The following is a 19,552-nucleotide window of genomic DNA, read 5'->3' on the forward strand; positions in this document are numbered from 1 at the left end:
GTGATGAATAATGAATAATAAATTTATCCGGATATATGAAGATATTGCAGATCGTATTCGGACCGGAGAGATTGAGGCAGGGACGCTGCTTCAATCGGAACTGGATCTATCGGAAAGTTATCAAACGTCTCGAGAGACTATCCGCAAAGCATTGAAAATGTTGTACGAAGAAGGTTATATTCAGAAGATTCAAGGCAAGGGCTCGATTGTACTGGACATACGCAAGATCGATTTTCCCATCTCAGGTCTGGTTAGCTTCAAGGAATTGGCCAAAAAAATGGGACATCGTGCTCAAACGTATGTGAAGGTTTTTGAGGAGCAGCAGGTCAATCAGGCGTTGCACAAGAAAATTAACTTTGGTCTGAATGAACGGGTCTGGGAGATCAGACGTGTGCGCAAAGTGGATGGAGAGCATGTCATACTGGACAAAGATTACATTAGTCAGCGGCTTGTTCCTGGGCTCAGCAAAGAGATCTGTAATGATTCCATCTATCAGTACATTGAGCAAGAGCTGGGGCTTTCCATTTCGTTTGCCAAGAAAGAGATTCTGGTGGAAGAACCCACCGCTGAGGACAGGGAATTACTTGACCTTGAAGGTTTCCACAATGTAGTTGTGGTGAGGAGCCAGGTGTACCTGGAGGATGCCAGTCAATTTCAGTATACGGAGTCGAGGCACCGGCCGGACAAGTTCAGATTTGTGGATTTTGCACGCCGCAGATAAGTTAATCGAGATCGATCAGAGAGTACCTTTCACTGAATTAGTCAGTGGATTGGTGCTCTCTTTGGTTATGGGGGAATCCGAAGATCGTCCATCAAGAACCGCTTAATGTCAATGTTCTTCCTGCATGTCGGAGCGTATGATCACAATATATACGAGGCCGAGGAGTGAGGGAATTGAATCACGTGACAGCGACATCCAATGTTCGCATATGGGAAGAAACCAGAGATATTCCAACCTATGGTACAGGTAAACCGGACAAAAATCCGATGTTTCTTGAAAAGAGAATCTATCAGGGAAGTTCGGGTAAGGTGTACCCGCATCCCGTGATCGACAGCATTGAAGATGAAGCCCAAATGAAGTCGTATCGATTAATTATTCTTGAAAATGAATATGTACGTATCGAGCTGATGCCCGAATTTGGGGGACGGATCTATCGTGCGCTGGATCGGACCAACAACTACGATTTTGTATATTATAACCGGGTGATTAAACCTGCACTTGTGGGTCTGGCAGGGCCATGGATTTCCGGAGGAATTGAATTCAACTGGCCACAGCATCATCGGCCCAACACGTTTGGTCCAGTCGACTATACATTTGGCAGTAATGAAGATGGAAGCGCTACCGTGTGGGTGGGTGAGATTGATCGCATGTATGGTACCAAAATGACCGCTGGCTTCACATTACATCCCGGCAAAGCCTATCTTGAAATCCATGCCGAGGTATACAATCGTACCAGCGCACCTCAAACTTTTCTATGGTGGGCCAACCCGGCTGTAGCTGTTAACGATCATACACAATCCGTTTTTCCACCTGATGTAACGGCTGTGCTGGACCACGGAAAACGGGACGTATCCCGCTTTCCAATCGCAACCGGCACCTATTACAAGATGGACTATTCCGAAGGTGTGGATATCTCGCGATACAAAAACATACCGGTTCCAACATCCTATATGGCGTATAAGTCGGATTATAATTTTGTAGGGGGTTATGACCACGGGGTTCAGGCAGGTTTGTTGCATGTAGCCAATCATCATATTTCTCCGGGCAAGAAACAATGGACCTGGGGGAACGGGGAATTCGGGCAAGCCTGGGATCGTCAGTTAACGGACGAGGATGGACCTTATATTGAATTAATGACAGGGATCTATACCGATAATCAGCCTGATTTTACGTGGTTACAGCCCTATGAAGCGAAATCATTCTCGCAGTATTTTATGCCGTATAAAGGAATTGGTATGGTCAAAAACGCAACGATTGATGCAGCGGTTAATCTGGAAATGGACGAAACGACCGGAATGGTAACCGTGATGGTATATGCGACGTCGGTTTTTGAACAAGTGATCGTTGAAGTAAAAGGGCTGACCGCGTTGTATCTCCAGGACAAATGTAAAATTTCACCCACTGAAGTATATAAGACTTCATTCCCGTGGAGCGGACAAGATGAATGGCATCAGTTGAAGTTAAGTGTTCGAACTGTGGAAGGAAAAGAACTTGTGGCCTATCAGCCTGAACGTACTGAGATCCAGGAAGTTCCAGATCCGGCCACACCACTCTCGCTACCATCCGAGATTCGTACGAATGAACAACTATATCTGGCGGGTCTTCATTTGGAACAATATCGGCATGCCACGTATGAACCGGAACCTTATTATCTGGAAGGTTTGAAGCGTGATGCAACGGATATTCGTCTAAACATAGCGTATGGCACATTGCTGCTGCGTAGAGGGTTGTTTCAAGATGCAGAGAAGCATTTCAGACAGGCCGTGCAATCACTGACATGGAAAAATACAAATCCGTATGATAGTGAAGCATTTTACCAACTCGGTCTGAGTTTGAAACTACAGGGGAAACAGGAAGAAGCCTACGCAACACTGTATAAAGCCGTGTGGTCTGCACAGTATCAGGATATGGGTTATTACATGCTTGCTCAGATCGATACGGGGCAACATCGGTACATCGAAGCGTTGGATCACATCGAACGTTCGCTGATTCGTAATACCAGAAATTATAAGGCTCGGCATCTGAAGGTGGCTCTGTTACGTAGAATAGGTCAAGATAAACAGGCGATCCAATATGCGCGTGAGACATTGGAACTGGACCCGGTTGAATTTGGAGCTGCATATGAATTAGTCCTGATCTATAGCGGAGCGACTACACCTTTAGAGAGAGAACAAGCGGGGCAAACACATGAGCATTTCCATCGTCTGATGCGAGGAGACGTTTATAATTATCTGAATCTAGCCGCAGACTACGCGGATTGTGGATTGTGGGAAGAAGCACTGACGGTACTCTCTTATGTTGAATCCGAAATTGCACAGCCGTATCCTATGGTTGGTTATGCTCAGGCTTACTTATATCGTCAGCTGAGGGATGTGGAGCAGGCCCGGGAGTGTCAAAAGCAGGGGAAAGCTGCTCCAACGGATTATTGTTTTCCTAATACGTTATTTGAATTCATGGTGCTTCAGGATGCATTGGCAGTGGATTCGAATGATGCGCGTGCTCACTATTACCTGGGAAATTGGTTATATGATCATAAACGCTACGAGGAAGCAATCACCCATTGGGAAACCTCACGCGAGGTGGATGCTTCATATTCGACTGTACATCGGAATCTGGGACTGGCTTATTATAACAAGTCGAATCGGCCCGATCTTGCACTGGCATCATTAGAGGAAGCTTTCCGGTTGGATTCGCAAGATGCACGGGTCTTCTACGAGTTGGATCAGCTGCGCAAGAAGATGGGGTATTCCTGCGAGCATCGAATCAAACAGCTGGAAGATCACATGGAGCTGGTTCATCATCGTGACGATCTGTACATCGAGTGGGTGACTTTACTGAATATGCAAGGTAGTCATCAAGAAGCATGGAATGCCCTTCAGACCCGGCGGTTTCATCCATGGGAGGGTGGAGAAGGCAAGGTAACAGGACAATATGTTACGGCACTGACAGAACTGGCAAAGCGAAAACTGGAGAAACAACAACCTGAACTAGCAATGGAATTGTTGAAGAAGGCTTTGGTTTACCCGGTGAACTTAGGTGAAGGTAAATTGGAGGGAGCCGGAGACAACCCCGTTTACTTTTATCTTGGCTGTGCCTACCAGCAACTGAAGAATGATCAGGCGGCAGAGGAGAATTTCCACAGAGCATCCATCGGTTTGAATGAACCGGCAAGCGCGATGTTTTATAATGATCAACCGCCGGAATCCATCTATTATCAGGGTCTGGCCTGGCAGAAACTTGGCAATGTGAAGGAAGCAAATCAACGCTTTAACAAACTCATTGACTATGCGGAAAGACATATGCATGATCACATCCGAATGGATTATTTTGCGGTATCTCTGCCCGATTTCCTAGTGTTTGACGACGATCTCAATCAGCGAAATGAAGAACATTGCCGATATATGCGGGCATTGGGTCTTCTGGGGCTGGGTCGGACGAGTGAAGCCAAACTTGAGTTGGAGCGGGTATTGGAGAAGAATCCCAATCATCAAGGGGCAATCATCCATCGATAATTGATAATCGTTCAACACATCCCATTTATAGCGAAGGAGTTATATAATCCATGAATGATAATATAGCAGGTAGCCAGATTCGCTTTATATTGGATGCGGAAGATAAAGAGATTCGTGCGGGTCGCATGACTGGCAGTGGTGGCAAAAGTCCACAAGGGGAATCGTATGATTTTACCAACTATTATATGACTCGTAATGCTAAACCCCGTATTCCCGTGGTAGGTGAGTTTCATTTCTCCAGATTCGCTTACTTGCAGTGGGAAGAAGAATTACTGAAGATGAAGGCAGGCGGGGTGAACATTGTCGCTTCCTATGTTTTCTGGAATTTTCACGAGGAGCAGGAAGGCGAATTTAATTGGTCAGGAAATCTGAATTTACGGCACTTTGTGGATATGTGTAGCAAACATGAGCTGCCGCTGATCGTGCGAATTGGTCCATTCTGTCATGGGGAAGTGCGTAATGGGGGGATGCCGGATTGGCTATTCAGTTATCCATTCGAAGTCAGGTCGAACGATGAAGGGTATCTGTATTACGCCAAGCGATTATATCGGGAGATTGCCCGTCAGCTCAACGGCTGTTTTTATCAGGAGGGTGGCCCTGTTATCGGGGTACAGTTGGAAAATGAGTACATGCACGCTGGCGCACCCATGGATGCATGGGGGTATACCCGCGAAAAATACATTACCTCCGGTCGGGATGGACGAGAACATCTGAAGATGCTTCGCCATATTGCCGAAGAAGTCGGTATGAAGCCGATGTTCTATACTGCCACGGCCTGGGGCAATGCTGCCGTGCCTGAAGAAGGAACGTTGCCGATGCTCGCGGGGTATGCGTACACACCATGGATTCCCAATCAGCCTCCAAGCCGGGAGTATTTGTTCCGGGATCTGCATATGAATCCTGTGGAAGAAGTGGATTATGACAGTCTGGAGTACCCTGCTGCGTATTGCGAGCTTGCTGGGGGCATGCAAGTCAGTTATCACGCTCGTCCGGTTGTTGATGCGGACAGTGTCGAGGCGATGACCATTGTGAAGCTTGCGAACGGCAGCAATCTGGTTGGGTATTATATGTATCACGGGGGGACCAATCCGATAGGCAAAAATTCATATATGAACGAACAGGCATTGCCGAAAATGACGTATGACTATCAGGCCCCACTCGGGGAATTCGGACGTATTGGTGAATCGTATGACCGCATTCGTAGCTTGTCCATGTTCCTGGAAGCATATGGTGAGTTGCTTGCACCAATGGGCTGTGTTATACCGGATGGTCAACAATCTATAACCCCGGAGAACACGTTGGATCTGCGTTGGTCTGTTCGGCAACAAGATGGCTCGGGATTCCTGTTCATGAATAATTATCAGGATCATGTGGCGATGCCTGATCGTGATATCCAATTGGAGCTGCATACCAGCAAAGGGACTGCTTCTTATCCCAGAGAAGGAACGATGCGGCTGAAATCCGGCATGGCGGCCATTCTGCCTTTCCATATGAATCTGAATGGAATGAAGATCATTAGTGCTACCGTTCAGCCACTGACCCGATTTATGGTAAATCAGGAACTCACAGCTGTCTTTTATGCCCATGAAGGTATGGCGCCTGAGTATGTTATTGATACAGCATCTGTTACAAATGTGGATATGCCCGAAGGTACAGTATCAGAGCAGGGGAATGAAGTTGTGATACATCCGATTGCCGGCAAAGACCATCATCTGAGGATCACAACATCGGACGGTATGGCCATACGTATCATTACATTGACCCGTGAAGAGGCCTTGAATGCCTACCGTTTCCGTGTGGGCGGAGAAGAAAGGCTTGTAATTAGCAGCAGTCATCTGTATGTACAGAATGAGATGCTCCTATGTACATCCGTGGAGCAACCAGAGATGGAGGTATCCTTCTATCCGGCTCCAGAGCATGTTTCAGCTTCTAAATATGCTGTGTCATCACAGTCGAAGCCGGGAATATTCGTTACGTATACATTCCAAGTTTCGTCTTACGAGCCTGCTGTAGAGGTTGATTCTCCCAAAGAGTATGCAGCAACACTGAGATTGGACACAGCGTGGCCGGAACAAGTAGACGACGTGTGGGTTGAGATTGATTATGAAGGAGACGTTGCAACAGCACATATTCATCATCAGATGTTAACGGATCATATTCACTATGGACACAGCTGGATGCTTGGTTTGAAACAATCCCGTCATTTGCTGGCTGATCACGCGCTTCGTCTGTCTATAACTCCAATTCGAAAAGGGACGACTGAGAGTTATGTGAATCAGGCTTATGTGGAGCGGTTTGAGGGCGTGGAGATTGGAAAGTTTAATGAGATTCGGGTGAGATCACAGTACCGAGTTGGGTTAGTATTGTCGGGAGTTAGAGAAGACACTTAGTCTAAATCAGGAGTTAAACAACAGATAAACAAGACTTAAACAACAGTTAACTTTCGTTAATAATACAGAGGGTTCTTTCTCCGAACGATTGTGAGGGGAGAGAGCCCTTTTTGCTGTGTTATGTAAAAACAAATGATTCCTAATCATAGTAAAAAGATCTTGACTGGTAAGCGTTTTCAATTTATTATAACCTCATAACCTTAACGATAAAGTTTATTTAAACTAAATAACGTAACTATAATAAAGTTATTAGTTGTTTATTTGCTAACAAAAGAACTTCTATTACCAACGATTTTAGTTAACTTATTGCCTGGAGCAGGGTTAATTGAAATAAAAAAAACAAATACAGGAGGTTCCAAACGAATGGTTAATCTGAAAAAGTGTACAATCTTCACGGTTATTGCTGCTCTTATGTTCATGGTATTAGGGAGTGCAGCCCCCAAAGCTTCTGCTGCTACAGGTTTTTATGTAAGCGGTAACAAATTGTATGATTCCACAGGTAAGGCTTTTGTCATGAGAGGTGTTAATCACGGACATTCCTGGTTCAAAAATGATTTGAATACCGCTATCCCTGCCATCGCCAAAACAGGTGCCAATACGGTACGCATTGTTCTTTCGAATGGTAGCCTGTACACCAAAGATGATCTGAACGCTGTTAAAAATATTATTAATGTGGTTAACCAAAATAAAATGATAGCTGTACTCGAGGTACATGACGCCACAGGGAAAGATGACTATAATTCGTTGGATGCGGCGGTGAACTACTGGATTAGCATTAAGGAAGCTTTGATTGGCAAAGAAGATCGGGTCATCGTTAACATCGCCAATGAATGGTATGGAACGTGGAATGGAAGTGCGTGGGCTGATGGTTACAAAAAAGCCATTCCGAAACTTCGAAATGCGGGAATTAAAAATACGCTAATTGTGGATGCAGCCGGATGGGGACAGTTCCCTCAATCCATCGTGGATTATGGACAAAGTGTATTTGCAGCCGATTCTCAAAAAAATACGGTCTTCTCCATTCATATGTATGAGTATGCTGGCAAAGATGCTGCAACGGTCAAAGCCAATATGGAGAATGTGCTGAACAAAGGATTGGCTCTGATCATTGGTGAATTCGGGGGATATCACACAAACGGTGATGTGGACGAGTATGCCATCATGAGATATGGTCAGGAAAAAGGGGTAGGTTGGCTTGCCTGGTCGTGGTACGGAAACAGTTCCGGTCTGAACTATCTGGACATGGCCACAGGTCCAAACGGAAGCTTAACGAGCTTTGGCAACACTGTAGTTAATGATACCTATGGTATTAAAAACACTTCTCAAAAAGCGGGGGTTTTCTAATCCGCCGATGAAACAGGAACACTCTGACGGTTACGTCAGGGTGTTTTTTTAATAAAATAGCTCAATCTATGATGACTTTTGAATATTTCCGTTTTGTTTTAAAATATTTTGTTTTCAAAATAAAACAAAGATGTTAAACTCGAATTAGGAATAAAACAAACATTATCGGAGGGAAACAAATGGTACAGAGTTTATGGGATGCATCGCAGGCTTCTGAGAAAACAACAGGACTTGAGCAGTTGGTTTACCGATCCAATCTGATTGGATCTGATCGCAGCGTATGTAACATCTACGGTGGTAATACGTCTACCAAAACGACAGTGAAGGATTTTCGTGGTCGTGATGTAGAAGTAATGTATGTGAAAGGTAGCGGCTCAGATCTGGGTTCCATGGAAGCAAAACATTTTACCGGACTTGGGCTCGAAGACATTCGACCATTAATTGAACGTGAATCCATGTCGGATGAAGAGATGGTTGAATATCTGGGACATTGCATGATTGATGCCAAGCACCCGCGCGCCTCCATCGAGACTCTTCTGCATGCGTTCCTTCCATATAAACATGTGGATCACACGCACCCGGATGCGATTATCAGCCTGTGTTGTGCGCATAACGGGAAGGAATTGGCCAGAGAGATCTACGGTGATCGTTTTGTATGGGTGCCTTACGTACGCCCTGGGTTTACGTTATCTAAAATGATTGCTGAAAGCGTATTCTCGAATCCCAATGCCGAACTCGTACTGATGGAAAAACACGGACTTGTCACTTGGGGAGAAACATCCGAGGAATGTTACGCCCAAACGATCAAGATTATCAATGAAGCAGAAGATTTCATAGAAGCACGAGTGAACGAAGAAAGTTTGTTTGGTGGTGTGAAACACCCGGCACTTGCCGCTGATGTTCGTCGTCAGATCGTATCACGTGTAATGCCAACGATTCGTGGAGCGGTATCGGATAGCAAAAAAATGATTTTGTCCTTTGATGATCAAGAGGACGTACTTGCTTTTGTGGGCGGAGCAGATTCCCCGGAATTGTCTCAGGTGGGCGCAGCTTGCCCGGATCATCTGGTACATACTAAAGTGGTACCTCTGTTCATCGATTGGACACCCAATGCGGAAGATATCGAAGGCTTAAAAGCCAAGCTGGTTGAAGGTGTGGCTGCCTACAAAGAGCAATATCAGCAGTATTTTGAGAGCAACAAAAACGAAGGTGATGTCATGTTCGAAGCGGCACCACGCGTTATCCTCATTCCAGGTGTGGGCATGATCAACACAGGTAAGAGCTGGGCGCTTTCCCAAGTAAGCGGAGCGTTGTATCACAGAGCGATTGCCGTTATGCGTGGAGCTACTAGCTTGGGCCAATTCGTATCACTTAGTGCAAACGAGTCTTACAATGTGGAGTACTGGCCGCTGGAATTGTACAAATTGTCACTGGCTCCGGCGGAAACCGAATTCTCTCGTAAAGTGGCGTTTATCACAGGTGGAGCAGGCGGAATCGGAAGTGAAACAGCACGTAGATTGGTATCTGAAGGCGCACATGTGGTGCTTGCTGATCTCAACCTGGAAGGCGCACAGAAGGTAGCACAGGAAATTAATGATCAGTACGGTGCAAATCGTGCTTATGCGCTGAAAATGGACGTCACCGATGAGGAAGCCGTTCAATCCGCTTATGCTGATGTTGCGGTGCAATATGGCGGAGTGGATATCATCGTGAACAATGCCGGATTGGCCACATCCAGCCCATTTGACGAAACATCCCTGAAAGAATGGAACCTGAACATGAATGTACTGGGCACAGGGTATTTCCTCGTGGCTCGTGAAGCATTCAAGCTGATGAAACAGCAGGGTATAGGTGGAAGCATGGTATTTATCGGGTCCAAGAACTCGGTGTATGCGGGTAAAAGTGCCTCGGCTTACAGCTCAGCGAAAGCGCTGGAAGCACATCTGGCACGTTGTATTGCAGCAGAAGGTGGAGAGTATGGCATTCGTGTCAACACGATTCTTCCAGATGCCATTCTACAGGGTTCAGCGATCTGGAACGGTTCCTGGAGAAATGAACGAGCAGCGGCATACGGGATTGAACCGGATCAATTGGAAGAGTATTATCGCAAACGGACGACATTGCTCGTGAATATCTATCCAAGAGATATTGCGGAAGGAATTGCCTTCTTTGCTTCTTCGAAATCCGAAAAAACAACCGGTTGTATGATGACCATTGATGGCGGTGTACCGGCAGCATTTACACGTTAAAATAGGAGGGTTCTTGCGGATGGATAACCAAGTCAAGCAAGCGTATGAAGCAGCCAAGGCATTGTATGCCCAGCACGGAATTGATACGGACGAGGTACTGAACAAACTCGCGGAGATCAAAGTATCCGTACACTGCTGGCAAGGCGACGATGTCAAAGGTTTTCTGAATAAAGATGGGGAGTTAACAGGGGGTATTTCCGTTACAGGTCAATACCCTGGGGCTGCGACCACACCAGCAGAACTTCGTAACGATCTCGAGCAAGCTTTTGCTCTGATTCCCGGCAAACATAAGGTCAATCTGCACGCGATCTACACGGATACAGACGAGCAGGTTGAACTGGATCAGATTGAACCGAAGCATTATGAGAACTGGGTGAAATGGGCCAAAGAACAAGGACTCGGTCTGGACTTCAACCCAACATGTTTTTCCCATGAAAAATCAAGTGACGGGTTCACGCTCAGTCATCCAGATCCTGAAATTCGCAAGTTTTGGATTGATCACTGCAAGGCATCCCGCCAGATTGGTGCTTATTTCGGGGAACAGCTTGGTCAGACTTGTGTAACCAATGTATGGGTCCCGGATGGATTCAAGGATAATCCAGTTGACCGGTTGACACCACGCAAACGTCTCAAAGAATCGCTGGATCAAGTATTCGCCGAACCGCTTAATCCAGAGCACAATCTGGACGCGGTAGAGAGTAAGCTCTTTGGTCTGGGTTCAGAAGCATATGTGGTGGGCTCTCATGAATTCTATATGGGTTACGGTTTGCAAAATGATACGTTAATCTGCCTGGATGCGGGTCATTTCCATCCAACAGAGGTTATTTCCAATAAATTGTCGTCCTTGTCTTTGTTTACAAGTGGCATTCTGCTTCACGTAAGCCGACCGATGCGTTGGGATAGTGACCATGTGGTAATTATGGACGATGAGCTACTGGAAATTGCCCGTGAACTGGTTCGACATGATCTGCTTGCGACCACACATATTGGACTGGATTTCTTTGATGCAAGTATTAACCGTGTAGCTGCATGGGTTGTGGGTACTCGCAACACGATCAAAGCCCTTCTCCGAGCGATGCTCGAACCGGTGGATGCCTTGAAACAAGCCGAACTGGAAGGGGATTACACGTTGCGCCTTGCCTTAACAGAAGAGTTCAAATCCTATCCGTTTGGCGCGATCTGGGACTACTATTGTGCTCAGCAAGGCGTTCCAGTTCGTGAAAAGTGGATTACCGATATCAAAACCTATGAACAAGATGTACTACTACAGCGTGATAAATCATTGGTGTAACTGTATTTAAGTTTCGTATAAACCACTATGGAATGAAAATTCCGTGGTGGTTTTTTTGGCATAATCACATTGAAATGCATAAGTGAGGCGATTGCTTCCATACTAAGAATATAACCTGTATCGTATACGATTGCCACGCAGAGGAGGAATAATGGAGTTGAATCTATCCCACAACAAACTGTATATCGCTGCACTTGGCGGCGTGAATGAAATAGGGAAGAATATGTATTTCATCCAGTACAATCAGGACATCATCGTGATTGACTGTGGTTCGAAGTTTCCCGATGAGACATTGCCTGGTATTGATCTAATCATTCCGGATGTAGCGTATCTGCTGGAGAATCTGGATAAAGTAAGGGGTCTTGTGGTTACCCATGGACATGAAGATCACATTGGTGGCATTCCCTATTTGTTAAAACAAATGAACATTCCGGTGTATGCATCCAGGCTCACTCGTGGGCTGATCGAGCTTAAACTGAAAGAGCATGGGCTGCTGCGCAAGGCGGACCTGCATACGATCGATGCTCATTCCAGCATTACGCTGGGAGGAATCGAGGTTTCCTTTTTTGCAACCAGTCATAGTATACCGGATTGTCTTGGTATCTTTTTTCAGACTCCAGCAGGCAATGTTGTGCATACCGGAGATTTCAAATTTGATATGTCGCCTGTACATGGACCTTTCCCAGATCTGCACCGCATGGCCGAGATTGGCAAACAGGGTGTCCATATTTTGCTTTCCGAGAGTACCAATGCAGAAAGACCCGGATTTACACCTTCCGAGCGTGTTGTGGGAGACCACATTCTGGATGCCTTTATCCGTGCAAAACAAAAAGTATTCATCTCCACCTTTGCGTCGAATGTCAGCAGGGTACAGCAGATTGTGAATGCAGCATTCGAGACGGGTCGCAAACTGGCACTGTTGGGCAGAAGTATGGTGAATGTGGTATCGGTAGCCAGTGAATTGGGGTATTTGCAAGTTCCTGACGGATTGATAATTGAAGCTATCGATTCGGATCAGTTTCCACCAGAACAAGTTGTTGTATTATGCACTGGTAGCCAGGGAGAAGCGATGGCAGCCTTGTCACGTTTGGCATCCGGTAAACATCCTCACGTAAGAATTGACGCCGGGGACACGGTCATTATTGCTGCCGGTGCCATTCCGGGTAATGAACGGAATCTTGCACATGTAATTGATAACCTGTATGTTCTTGGAGCACGTGTGATATATGGTTCAAGTGGTGCAGCTGGGATGCATGTATCGGGACACGGCAGTCAGGAAGAACTCAAATTGATGCTTACCCTGATGAAACCGGATTATCTGATTCCGATCCACGGTGAGTTTCGCATGTTGTATCAACACAGACTGCTTGCTGAATCCGTAGGTATAGAGCGTGATCATGTGTTTATCGTGAATAATGGGGATATGGTCCAGTACAAAGATGGCATTGCTTCGCTGGGTCCCAAAATTGCATCAGGAAATAGTCTCGTAGACGGTCTGATCATGGGTGATGTCGGCAATATTGTACTTCGCGACCGCAGGCAACTGTCCTCCGATGGCATGCTGGTGATTGTGACTACACTGAGCAAAACGGAAAAACAGATGGTCACATCACCCGAAATTATCTCCAGAGGGTTTGTATTTGTTAAGGATTCGGAAGAATTCATGCATGAGATCCATGAGCTTGTTCTAAACCGGATGGATGAGTTGACCGGGGCTGGGGTGAATCAGTGGAATGTGATCAAAAGAAAGCTGAAAGACGAGATCGGTCACTATATTTACGCTCAAACAAAGAGAAGACCTATGATCTTGCCAATTATTATTGAGGTCTGAGTCAGCAGGGATAGGGATTAGCCTTGCCTTAATGGTCTGTGCAAACGTGTATATGGAAGCTTAACAGCCTGATGAATGTGGATCATACTTCGGTATGAAGTCACATTGCCATCGGGCTTTTGCTATTACATCGGGAATGTACAATAGATGTACGATAAATGGAGTTGAATCAAATTCGCCATGGGTTTGCGATTCGAAGTATAATAAAAGGTAAACCAGCTAATAGAAATAAGAGGAGTCTTTATGAATAAAACCATTTCTGATATCGCTCAGATGGCAGGTGTGGCAAAAAGCACGGTCTCTCGCTTCCTGAACGGCGGATCGGTTAGTGAAGATACACGCCAGAAGATTGAGCGCATTATCAAACAATACAATTATGTTCCCAACACATTTGCACAGAGTCTAAAGGCAAAGAAGACCAGTATTATTGGTACGGTTGTGCCACGTCTTGATTCTTTTGCAACATCCCAGACATTGATCGGAATTGATGAAGAACTGCGGAGTAATCAGTATCAGATGCTTATCGCAAATACGAGCCAGGACATGCAGCGCGAGATTGATGCCATCTATGATTTTGCACGACAGAAGGTATCGGGCATTATTCTGCTGGCTGCTGAAGTGACTGAAGCACATCTGAAAGCAGTGGAGGACATACGTATCCCCGTGTTGTTGGTGGGGCAGCAGCATGAGCAACTACATAGTCTGGTTCACAATGATGACCAGGCAGGTTATGAGATGGGTAAATATGTCGTCGAACAGGGTCATCGCAAGATCGTGTATATGGGGGTTAGCGAGAAGGATCGGGCGGTAGGGATCTATCGTAAACAAGGGTTCCAGCGTGCAATTGCCGAATGTGGAGAATGTGAAGTTAAGTATTATGAGACCAGCTTTAAGATGTCGGAAGCCATCGTTACCGCTGAAGCCATTTTGAAAGAAATCACACCAACGATCATTGTCGGGGCTACGGATAATATTGCACTGGGTGTGATGAAGATTGCGTTCTCCAATAAAATCCGCATACCGCAAGATTTGTCTGTTACCGGATTTGGCGGATACGACATTACGGAGATGATTCATCCCACGCTGACGACTGTGAAATATCATTATTTGCAGGCGGGCAAAGTAGCGGCGAATCACATTATTCGTCTGGTCAAAGGCGAGTCGGTGGAGGAACGAACAACACTGAACGTAGAACTAATTCCTCGAGAAAGCGTTGACAAATTATAAAAATATCCTTTATGATAATTCCATCGAACCGGTTCCACTATGAATATCCAATGCGGATATGCGAACACGGGCAGGCACTAATGCCATATGGAATTATTTTTTTGCTTTGAGTGGAACCGGTTCCTATATTTTGATTTTCGTATAAGTTATATAAGAAAAAAACATTTACGAAGAGGGCAGAAAAAATTCGAAGAAACGTAGTGTTCGCCTTTATCACCGGATCTCACCTTTTAGAAAAGGGATCAGGAAATCTGGGGATAACAGCGATCGGAGGATTGTTCTGCCATCGTAGTCCAAGTGTGAAATTTCTTGGTCTAACTTATATAAGCAAGAATGGAGAACAGCTATGAAAATGACTAGAGAGCAACGCTACAGACGAATTGAGCAAGGAGAGCCTGGAGAGGTTGCGAAGCTTGAAGCACAGATCTCCGTATGTCCTTGGCGACAGAGTTATCACATTCAGCCGATAACAGGTCTGCTTAATGATCCTAACGGCTTTGCATATTATCAAGGCTATTATCATCTGTTTTATCAGTGGTTTCCACTTGGAACAGAACACGGCATGAAATACTGGTACCATACCCGCTCGAAGAATCTGGTGAACTGGGACAATGTCGGGATTGGAATCGAACCGGGTGGCAGGTATGACTCACACGGAGCTTATTCCGGCAGTGCGATTGAAAAAGACGGCAAGTTGCACTTGCTATACACGGGCAATACGAGGGATGAGGCTTGGGTCAGACACCCGTATCAATGCTTGGCAGTTATGGATGAAGGCGGTTCAGTATCCAAACTGAATGATCCAGTGATCTCATCTGTGCCAGACGGATACACGGAACACTTCAGAGATCCCAAAGTGTGGCAACAAGGAGACACGTATTATTGTGTAATTGGTGCGCAGAGAACAGACGAGACGGGATGTACAGTGCTGTATCGCTCCATTGATCTGAACAACTGGGAGTTTCTTGGTGAAATTCGTACGCAATTAACCTCCTTTGGTTACATGTGGGAGTGCCCGGATTATATGGAGATGGACGGGAAAGGTGTGCTTGTCTTTTCCCCACAAGGCATAGACGCTGCGGGAGATCATTATCAGAATATTTTTCAATCCGGTTATCTGATCGGTGAGCCGCTCAATCTCCAGACAAGAGAGTTCAATCATGGTGAATTTCAGGAGTTGGATCGTGGATTCGACTTCTATGCTCCGCAGACGATGCTGGCTCCGGACGGAAGACGTATTCTGGTTGGATGGATGGGACTTCCCGATCTGGAATATCCGACAGACGATAGTGGCTGGGCTCATTGCCTGACCATTCCTCGGCAATTGTCACTCCGAGACGGCAAGCTAATCCAGCTACCTGTTACAGAGATGGTGCAATTGCGTCTGCAAGAGGAAGGGACTCATATTCGCGCAACGATTGACAATGAAAGCCGATCTTTCACTGGTTTTAATGGGATTGCCTATGAGCTGAAATGTGAGATAAGCCCTGTAGATGCAGAGATTGTAGGCATCGAACTCCGGGCAAATGGAACTGAAAAAACGGTTCTTCTGTATGATCGGATTCAGCAGAAAGTTGTCTTGGATCGGACGATGTCTGGTACCGAGCTGGCAGAGCAGAATGGCGTTGTACGACAGTGCACACTTACTGCGGACGTGATTAAGTTCCATCTGTTCGTAGATGCATCTTCAGTCGAGGTCTTTGTAAACGATGGTGAGGAGGTCTTTACCAGCCGCATTTTCCCAAGCCGGGACAGCGTGGACATTCGTTTTTTTGCACACGGAGGCAAAGCTGATTTTGAAGCAGCAAAATGGAATTATTAAGTATTACGTGAGAGGAATGAGATTACATGTCGGAGAATCAACGCATTGCCCAGGAAGTCATTCATGCCATCGGGGGCAAAGAGAATATCGCATCATTTGCACATTGTGCAACACGTCTTCGCATCATGGTGAAAGATAAAGAAAAGATTGATCAGAAAACGGTCGAGAACATCGAGAAGGTGAAAGGGGCTTTTTTCAACTCGGGTCAATATCAGATTATCTTTGGTACGGGAACAGTGAATCGAATCTTTGAAGAGGTTGAGAAGCTGGGCATTGAAGGAACGTCCAAGGATGATGTGAAGAGTCAGGGGAAAAAGGAAGGAAACGCTTTTCAGCGGGCTATTCGCACATTTGGTGACGTATTCGTACCCATCATTCCCGTTCTGGTAGCTACAGGACTGTTCATGGGATTGCGCGGATTACTTACCCAAAATGAAATTCTGGCGTTGTTCGGTGCAACACCTGATGATATTTCGGCCAATTTCCTGTTGTTCACTCAAATCCTGACGGATACGGCTTTTGCATTCCTGCCTGCGCTTGTAGCGTGGTCTGCGTTCCGTGTATTCGGCGGAAGTCCGGTACTAGGTATTGTACTGGGGCTTATGCTGGTCAATCCCGCATTACCCAATGCTTACGCGGTGGCAGATGGATCAGCACAGCCGCTGCATATGTTCGGTTTTATACCTGTCGTGGGTTATCAAGGATCGGTTCTGCCTGCGTTCTTTGTAGGTTTGATTGGAGCCAAGTTTGAAAAGGTATTAAGAAGACGGGTACCTGAGGCACTGGACTTAATTCTGACTCCTTTTATTACGTTGACAGTCATGATTACGCTTGGACTTTTCGCTATTGGTCCCGTATTCCATTCCCTGGAAGAGTGGGTGCTGCATGGAACAACTGCTGTATTGGATCTTCCGTTTGGCATCGCAGGTATTATCATTGGATTCTTCCATCAGATTATTGTCGTTACCGGTGTGCATCACATCTTTAATTTCCTGGAGATTCAGCTACTGGAGAAAACGGGATTCAATCCGTTCAACGCCATCATTACCTGTGCCATGGCAGCACAAGGAGCGGCTTGTCTCGCAGTCGGTCTGAAGACCAAAAATATGAAACTCAAAGCCCTCGCGTTGCCTTCGTCTTTGTCCGCATTTCTAGGCATTACCGAGCCAGCCATCTTTGGAGTTAACTTGCGTTATATGAAACCATTTATTATGGGGCTGGTTGGTGGTGGTGTGGGTGGTTTCATCGCTTCCCTGTTCCATCTGCAAGGTACAGGCATGGCTGTAACGGTTATTCCCGGTACACTGCTCTATCTGAACAGCCAACTGCCGTTGTATATCTTGTCCAACGTAGTTGCCATGGCGATTGCATTTGCACTTACCTGGTTCTTTGGATATAAGGATCAACCAGTTGCAGAAGAAGCGGTGAGCAATGACAACAGTGGAGTAACATCAACTGAAGTTAGAGCAGAGGACTCTAATCCGCGTCTTAATTCAGTTACCGATGCCGTTACAAGCAATCGTCCTAAGGTAGATTTTCTCGAAATAGCTTCGCCAATGAACGGTACCGTCGTTGCTCTGGAGCAGGTTCCTGACCCGGCGTTCTCGGAAAAACACATGGGTGAGGGCATTGCCATCGAGCCATCAGAAGGAAAAGTGTACGCACCGTTTGATGGTGTCATCGTACATGTCATGAACAAGAGTAAACATGCGGTGATTCTGGAGCATGAGACGGGTGTACAGATGCTGGTTCATATCGGAATTAATACGGTAGGACTGAAAGGGAATGGTTTTACCGCGCATGTGAATAGCGGAGATCGTGTAACTGCAGGTCAATTGTTGATTGAATTTGACATGGATGTCATTCAGACTGCGGGTCTGCCAGTGATTACACCTGTGCTGATTCCAAGCGGGAATGAAACGATAGCAACGGTTACAGCAACCTCAACCGGTCGTGTGCAAGCCAATGGGGAAGTGGTACTTGTAGTGAAATTTACTGAGCCACAATAGAGGCGTGTAAAGTGGGAAGCGGGTAGAGATGTATCTCTCCCGTTCCCCTTTTTTTGTGTACAATCGTATGAAATCAAAGAAACAGATCATCGGTGATCTAAGTGATCCAAGTGAGTTAGCACGCAAGAGAGCACCATTTTACGATTATCCAATCGACGCGCTATGAAAAACAAACGTTAATCGTGATCCTACAGACCAGCGTGACGTTTCAGTCGCTCTGCAATCTGCATTAGATCTTCCGCGGATATCCCTGGCGCAAATTCTTCCGGCAGATCAGGCAGCTCAGGTACTGGCCCTCCATACCCCGGCAAGCCTGCAAAAGCCTCCAGTTTACCACCATCAGTTGGGTGTGTCCCTTTCCAGATCTGGGCAATGCCCTGATAATCCTTGTCGCTGAACGTGTACAACCTGCGGTGCTCACCCTTCGCTTCCCACTTACGTGTCGTTTCAAAAGCTTTGTTATCCAGTCGTGGAATAGGGAACATCTTCGTTACATCCACACCTGTTGCAATTTCCAGTGCCTTTGCATACGCAAGAACATGCACACCTCCGCGTACAAGCAGGTATCCTGTCATTTCTCGGGCTGTTTTGTTGTCGGTCATTTCGTAGACTCTCATTTTGTGAGTTCTTGCTCCGCATTCAAGAAAGAAGTTATGCAACAGATCAAAGATCAGATTGCCACTGCTCACGACATATGAACCATTCCAGGGTCTTCCCATGGAGTCATACGGGAGCGCTGTCTGAGCCGATTCGATAAAATGTGAAGTCATCCGTGCGTCTTTGCCTACACGTAGCGGGGTAGAGTCCGGGGCGCCTGGTGAAGTGGAACCTTCAAGCATGAGGTTAATCGTATTGGCGACAAGTTCGACATGGCCGAATTCCTCCGCGGTAATACTTGCAACAATGTCATAAAATGGACGCAACTTGGATCTGCCTCTGAAATTAAATGACTGAAACATATAGTTATTTAATGTTGACATTTCCCCGAACTTTCCACCAAGCAACTCCTGAACTGCACTAGCTCCATTAGGGTCCGGATTATTGGATATGGGTAATTCGATGGCAAGACGGTCTACACGTTTAAACATGACATTTCCCCCTCAATCCTAGTTACTGTAAAAGTATGAAGGGTTACTTGTACGTTATTCGGTCGTTG

General features: G+C 46.1%; 11 protein-coding genes. 10 read left to right on the forward strand and 1 reads right to left on the reverse strand.

What is annotated here, in order from left to right; genetic code table 11:
- Positions 1–10 precede the first annotated feature (10 nt).
- The 10 genes from treR (at position 11) to AC4E8D_RS14025 (ending at position 18,396) form a co-directional block, all read left to right on the forward strand.
- On the forward strand, positions 11–721 hold the full coding sequence (gene treR / locus AC4E8D_RS13980) for a trehalose operon repressor (protein WP_221819552.1): 711 nt from the start codon (positions 11–13) through the stop codon (positions 719–721).
- Positions 722–894: 173 nt separating this feature from the next.
- Entirely contained in the window at positions 895–4,233 is a 3,339-nt protein-coding gene (locus AC4E8D_RS13985; protein ID WP_221819551.1) for a DUF5107 domain-containing protein, read from the forward strand.
- A gap of 50 nt (positions 4,234–4,283) precedes the next feature.
- Positions 4,284–6,623 (forward strand): beta-galactosidase, encoded by a 2,340-nt coding sequence (locus AC4E8D_RS13990; protein ID WP_490206375.1) that lies wholly within the window; start codon positions 4,284–4,286, stop codon positions 6,621–6,623.
- A 411-nt stretch (positions 6,624–7,034) separates the two neighbouring features.
- Positions 7,035–7,967 carry a glycoside hydrolase family 5 protein gene (locus AC4E8D_RS13995; protein ID WP_397376245.1) on the forward strand — a complete coding sequence of 311 codons (933 nt, stop codon included), beginning with the start codon at positions 7,035–7,037 and terminating at the stop codon, positions 7,965–7,967.
- Between the two features lie 179 nt (positions 7,968–8,146).
- On the forward strand, positions 8,147–10,216 hold the full coding sequence (locus AC4E8D_RS14000; RefSeq protein WP_449004474.1) for a bifunctional aldolase/short-chain dehydrogenase: 2,070 nt from the start codon (positions 8,147–8,149) through the stop codon (positions 10,214–10,216).
- A gap of 19 nt (positions 10,217–10,235) precedes the next feature.
- Complete coding sequence (gene rhaA / locus AC4E8D_RS14005) at positions 10,236–11,507, forward strand: L-rhamnose isomerase (protein ID WP_221819547.1); 1,272 nt, start codon at positions 10,236–10,238, stop codon at positions 11,505–11,507.
- Positions 11,508–11,658: 151 nt separating this feature from the next.
- On the forward strand, positions 11,659–13,338 hold the full coding sequence (locus AC4E8D_RS14010; RefSeq protein ID WP_405132184.1) for a ribonuclease J: 1,680 nt from the start codon (positions 11,659–11,661) through the stop codon (positions 13,336–13,338).
- Positions 13,339–13,581: 243 nt separating this feature from the next.
- Positions 13,582–14,565, forward strand: coding sequence for a LacI family DNA-binding transcriptional regulator (locus tag AC4E8D_RS14015; protein WP_405132185.1), 984 nt, complete (start codon positions 13,582–13,584; stop codon positions 14,563–14,565).
- A 346-nt stretch (positions 14,566–14,911) separates the two neighbouring features.
- Positions 14,912–16,387: a glycoside hydrolase family 32 protein gene (locus AC4E8D_RS14020; protein ID WP_490206376.1), complete on the forward strand. Its 1,476-nt coding sequence runs from the start codon at positions 14,912–14,914 to the stop codon at positions 16,385–16,387.
- A 26-nt stretch (positions 16,388–16,413) separates the two neighbouring features.
- Positions 16,414–18,396, forward strand: a complete 1,983-nt coding sequence (locus AC4E8D_RS14025) for a sucrose-specific PTS transporter subunit IIBC (protein WP_490206377.1) — start codon at positions 16,414–16,416, stop codon at positions 18,394–18,396.
- 188 nt (positions 18,397–18,584) lie between these two features.
- On the opposite strand, the gene AC4E8D_RS14030 is transcribed toward AC4E8D_RS14025, so the two are convergent.
- Positions 18,585–19,484, reverse strand: coding sequence for a manganese catalase family protein (locus AC4E8D_RS14030; protein ID WP_101313990.1), 900 nt, complete (start codon positions 19,482–19,484; stop codon positions 18,585–18,587).
- Positions 19,485–19,552 lie beyond the last annotated feature (68 nt).

The sequence above is a fragment of the Paenibacillus sp. SRL342 genome (genome assembly GCF_984798905.1).

Excerpts from the sequence above, each read along its gene's own strand:
- treR (WP_221819552.1), top strand. The coding sequence starts at position 11 with ATGAATAATAAATTTATCCGGATATATGAAGATATTGCAGATCGTATT.
- AC4E8D_RS13990 (WP_490206375.1), top strand. The coding sequence starts at position 4,284 with ATGAATGATAATATAGCAGGTAGCCAGATTCGCTTTATATTGGATGCG.
- AC4E8D_RS13995 (WP_397376245.1), top strand. The coding sequence starts at position 7,035 with ATGTTCATGGTATTAGGGAGTGCAGCCCCCAAAGCTTCTGCTGCTACA.
- AC4E8D_RS14000 (WP_449004474.1), top strand. The coding sequence starts at position 8,147 with ATGGTACAGAGTTTATGGGATGCATCGCAGGCTTCTGAGAAAACAACA.
- rhaA (WP_221819547.1), top strand. The coding sequence starts at position 10,236 with ATGGATAACCAAGTCAAGCAAGCGTATGAAGCAGCCAAGGCATTGTAT.
- AC4E8D_RS14010 (WP_405132184.1), top strand. The coding sequence starts at position 11,659 with ATGGAGTTGAATCTATCCCACAACAAACTGTATATCGCTGCACTTGGC.
- AC4E8D_RS14015 (WP_405132185.1), top strand. The coding sequence starts at position 13,582 with ATGAATAAAACCATTTCTGATATCGCTCAGATGGCAGGTGTGGCAAAA.
- AC4E8D_RS14020 (WP_490206376.1), top strand. The coding sequence starts at position 14,912 with ATGAAAATGACTAGAGAGCAACGCTACAGACGAATTGAGCAAGGAGAG.
- AC4E8D_RS14025 (WP_490206377.1), top strand. The coding sequence starts at position 16,414 with ATGTCGGAGAATCAACGCATTGCCCAGGAAGTCATTCATGCCATCGGG.
- AC4E8D_RS14030 (WP_101313990.1), bottom strand. The coding sequence starts at position 19,484 with ATGTTTAAACGTGTAGACCGTCTTGCCATCGAATTACCCATATCCAAT.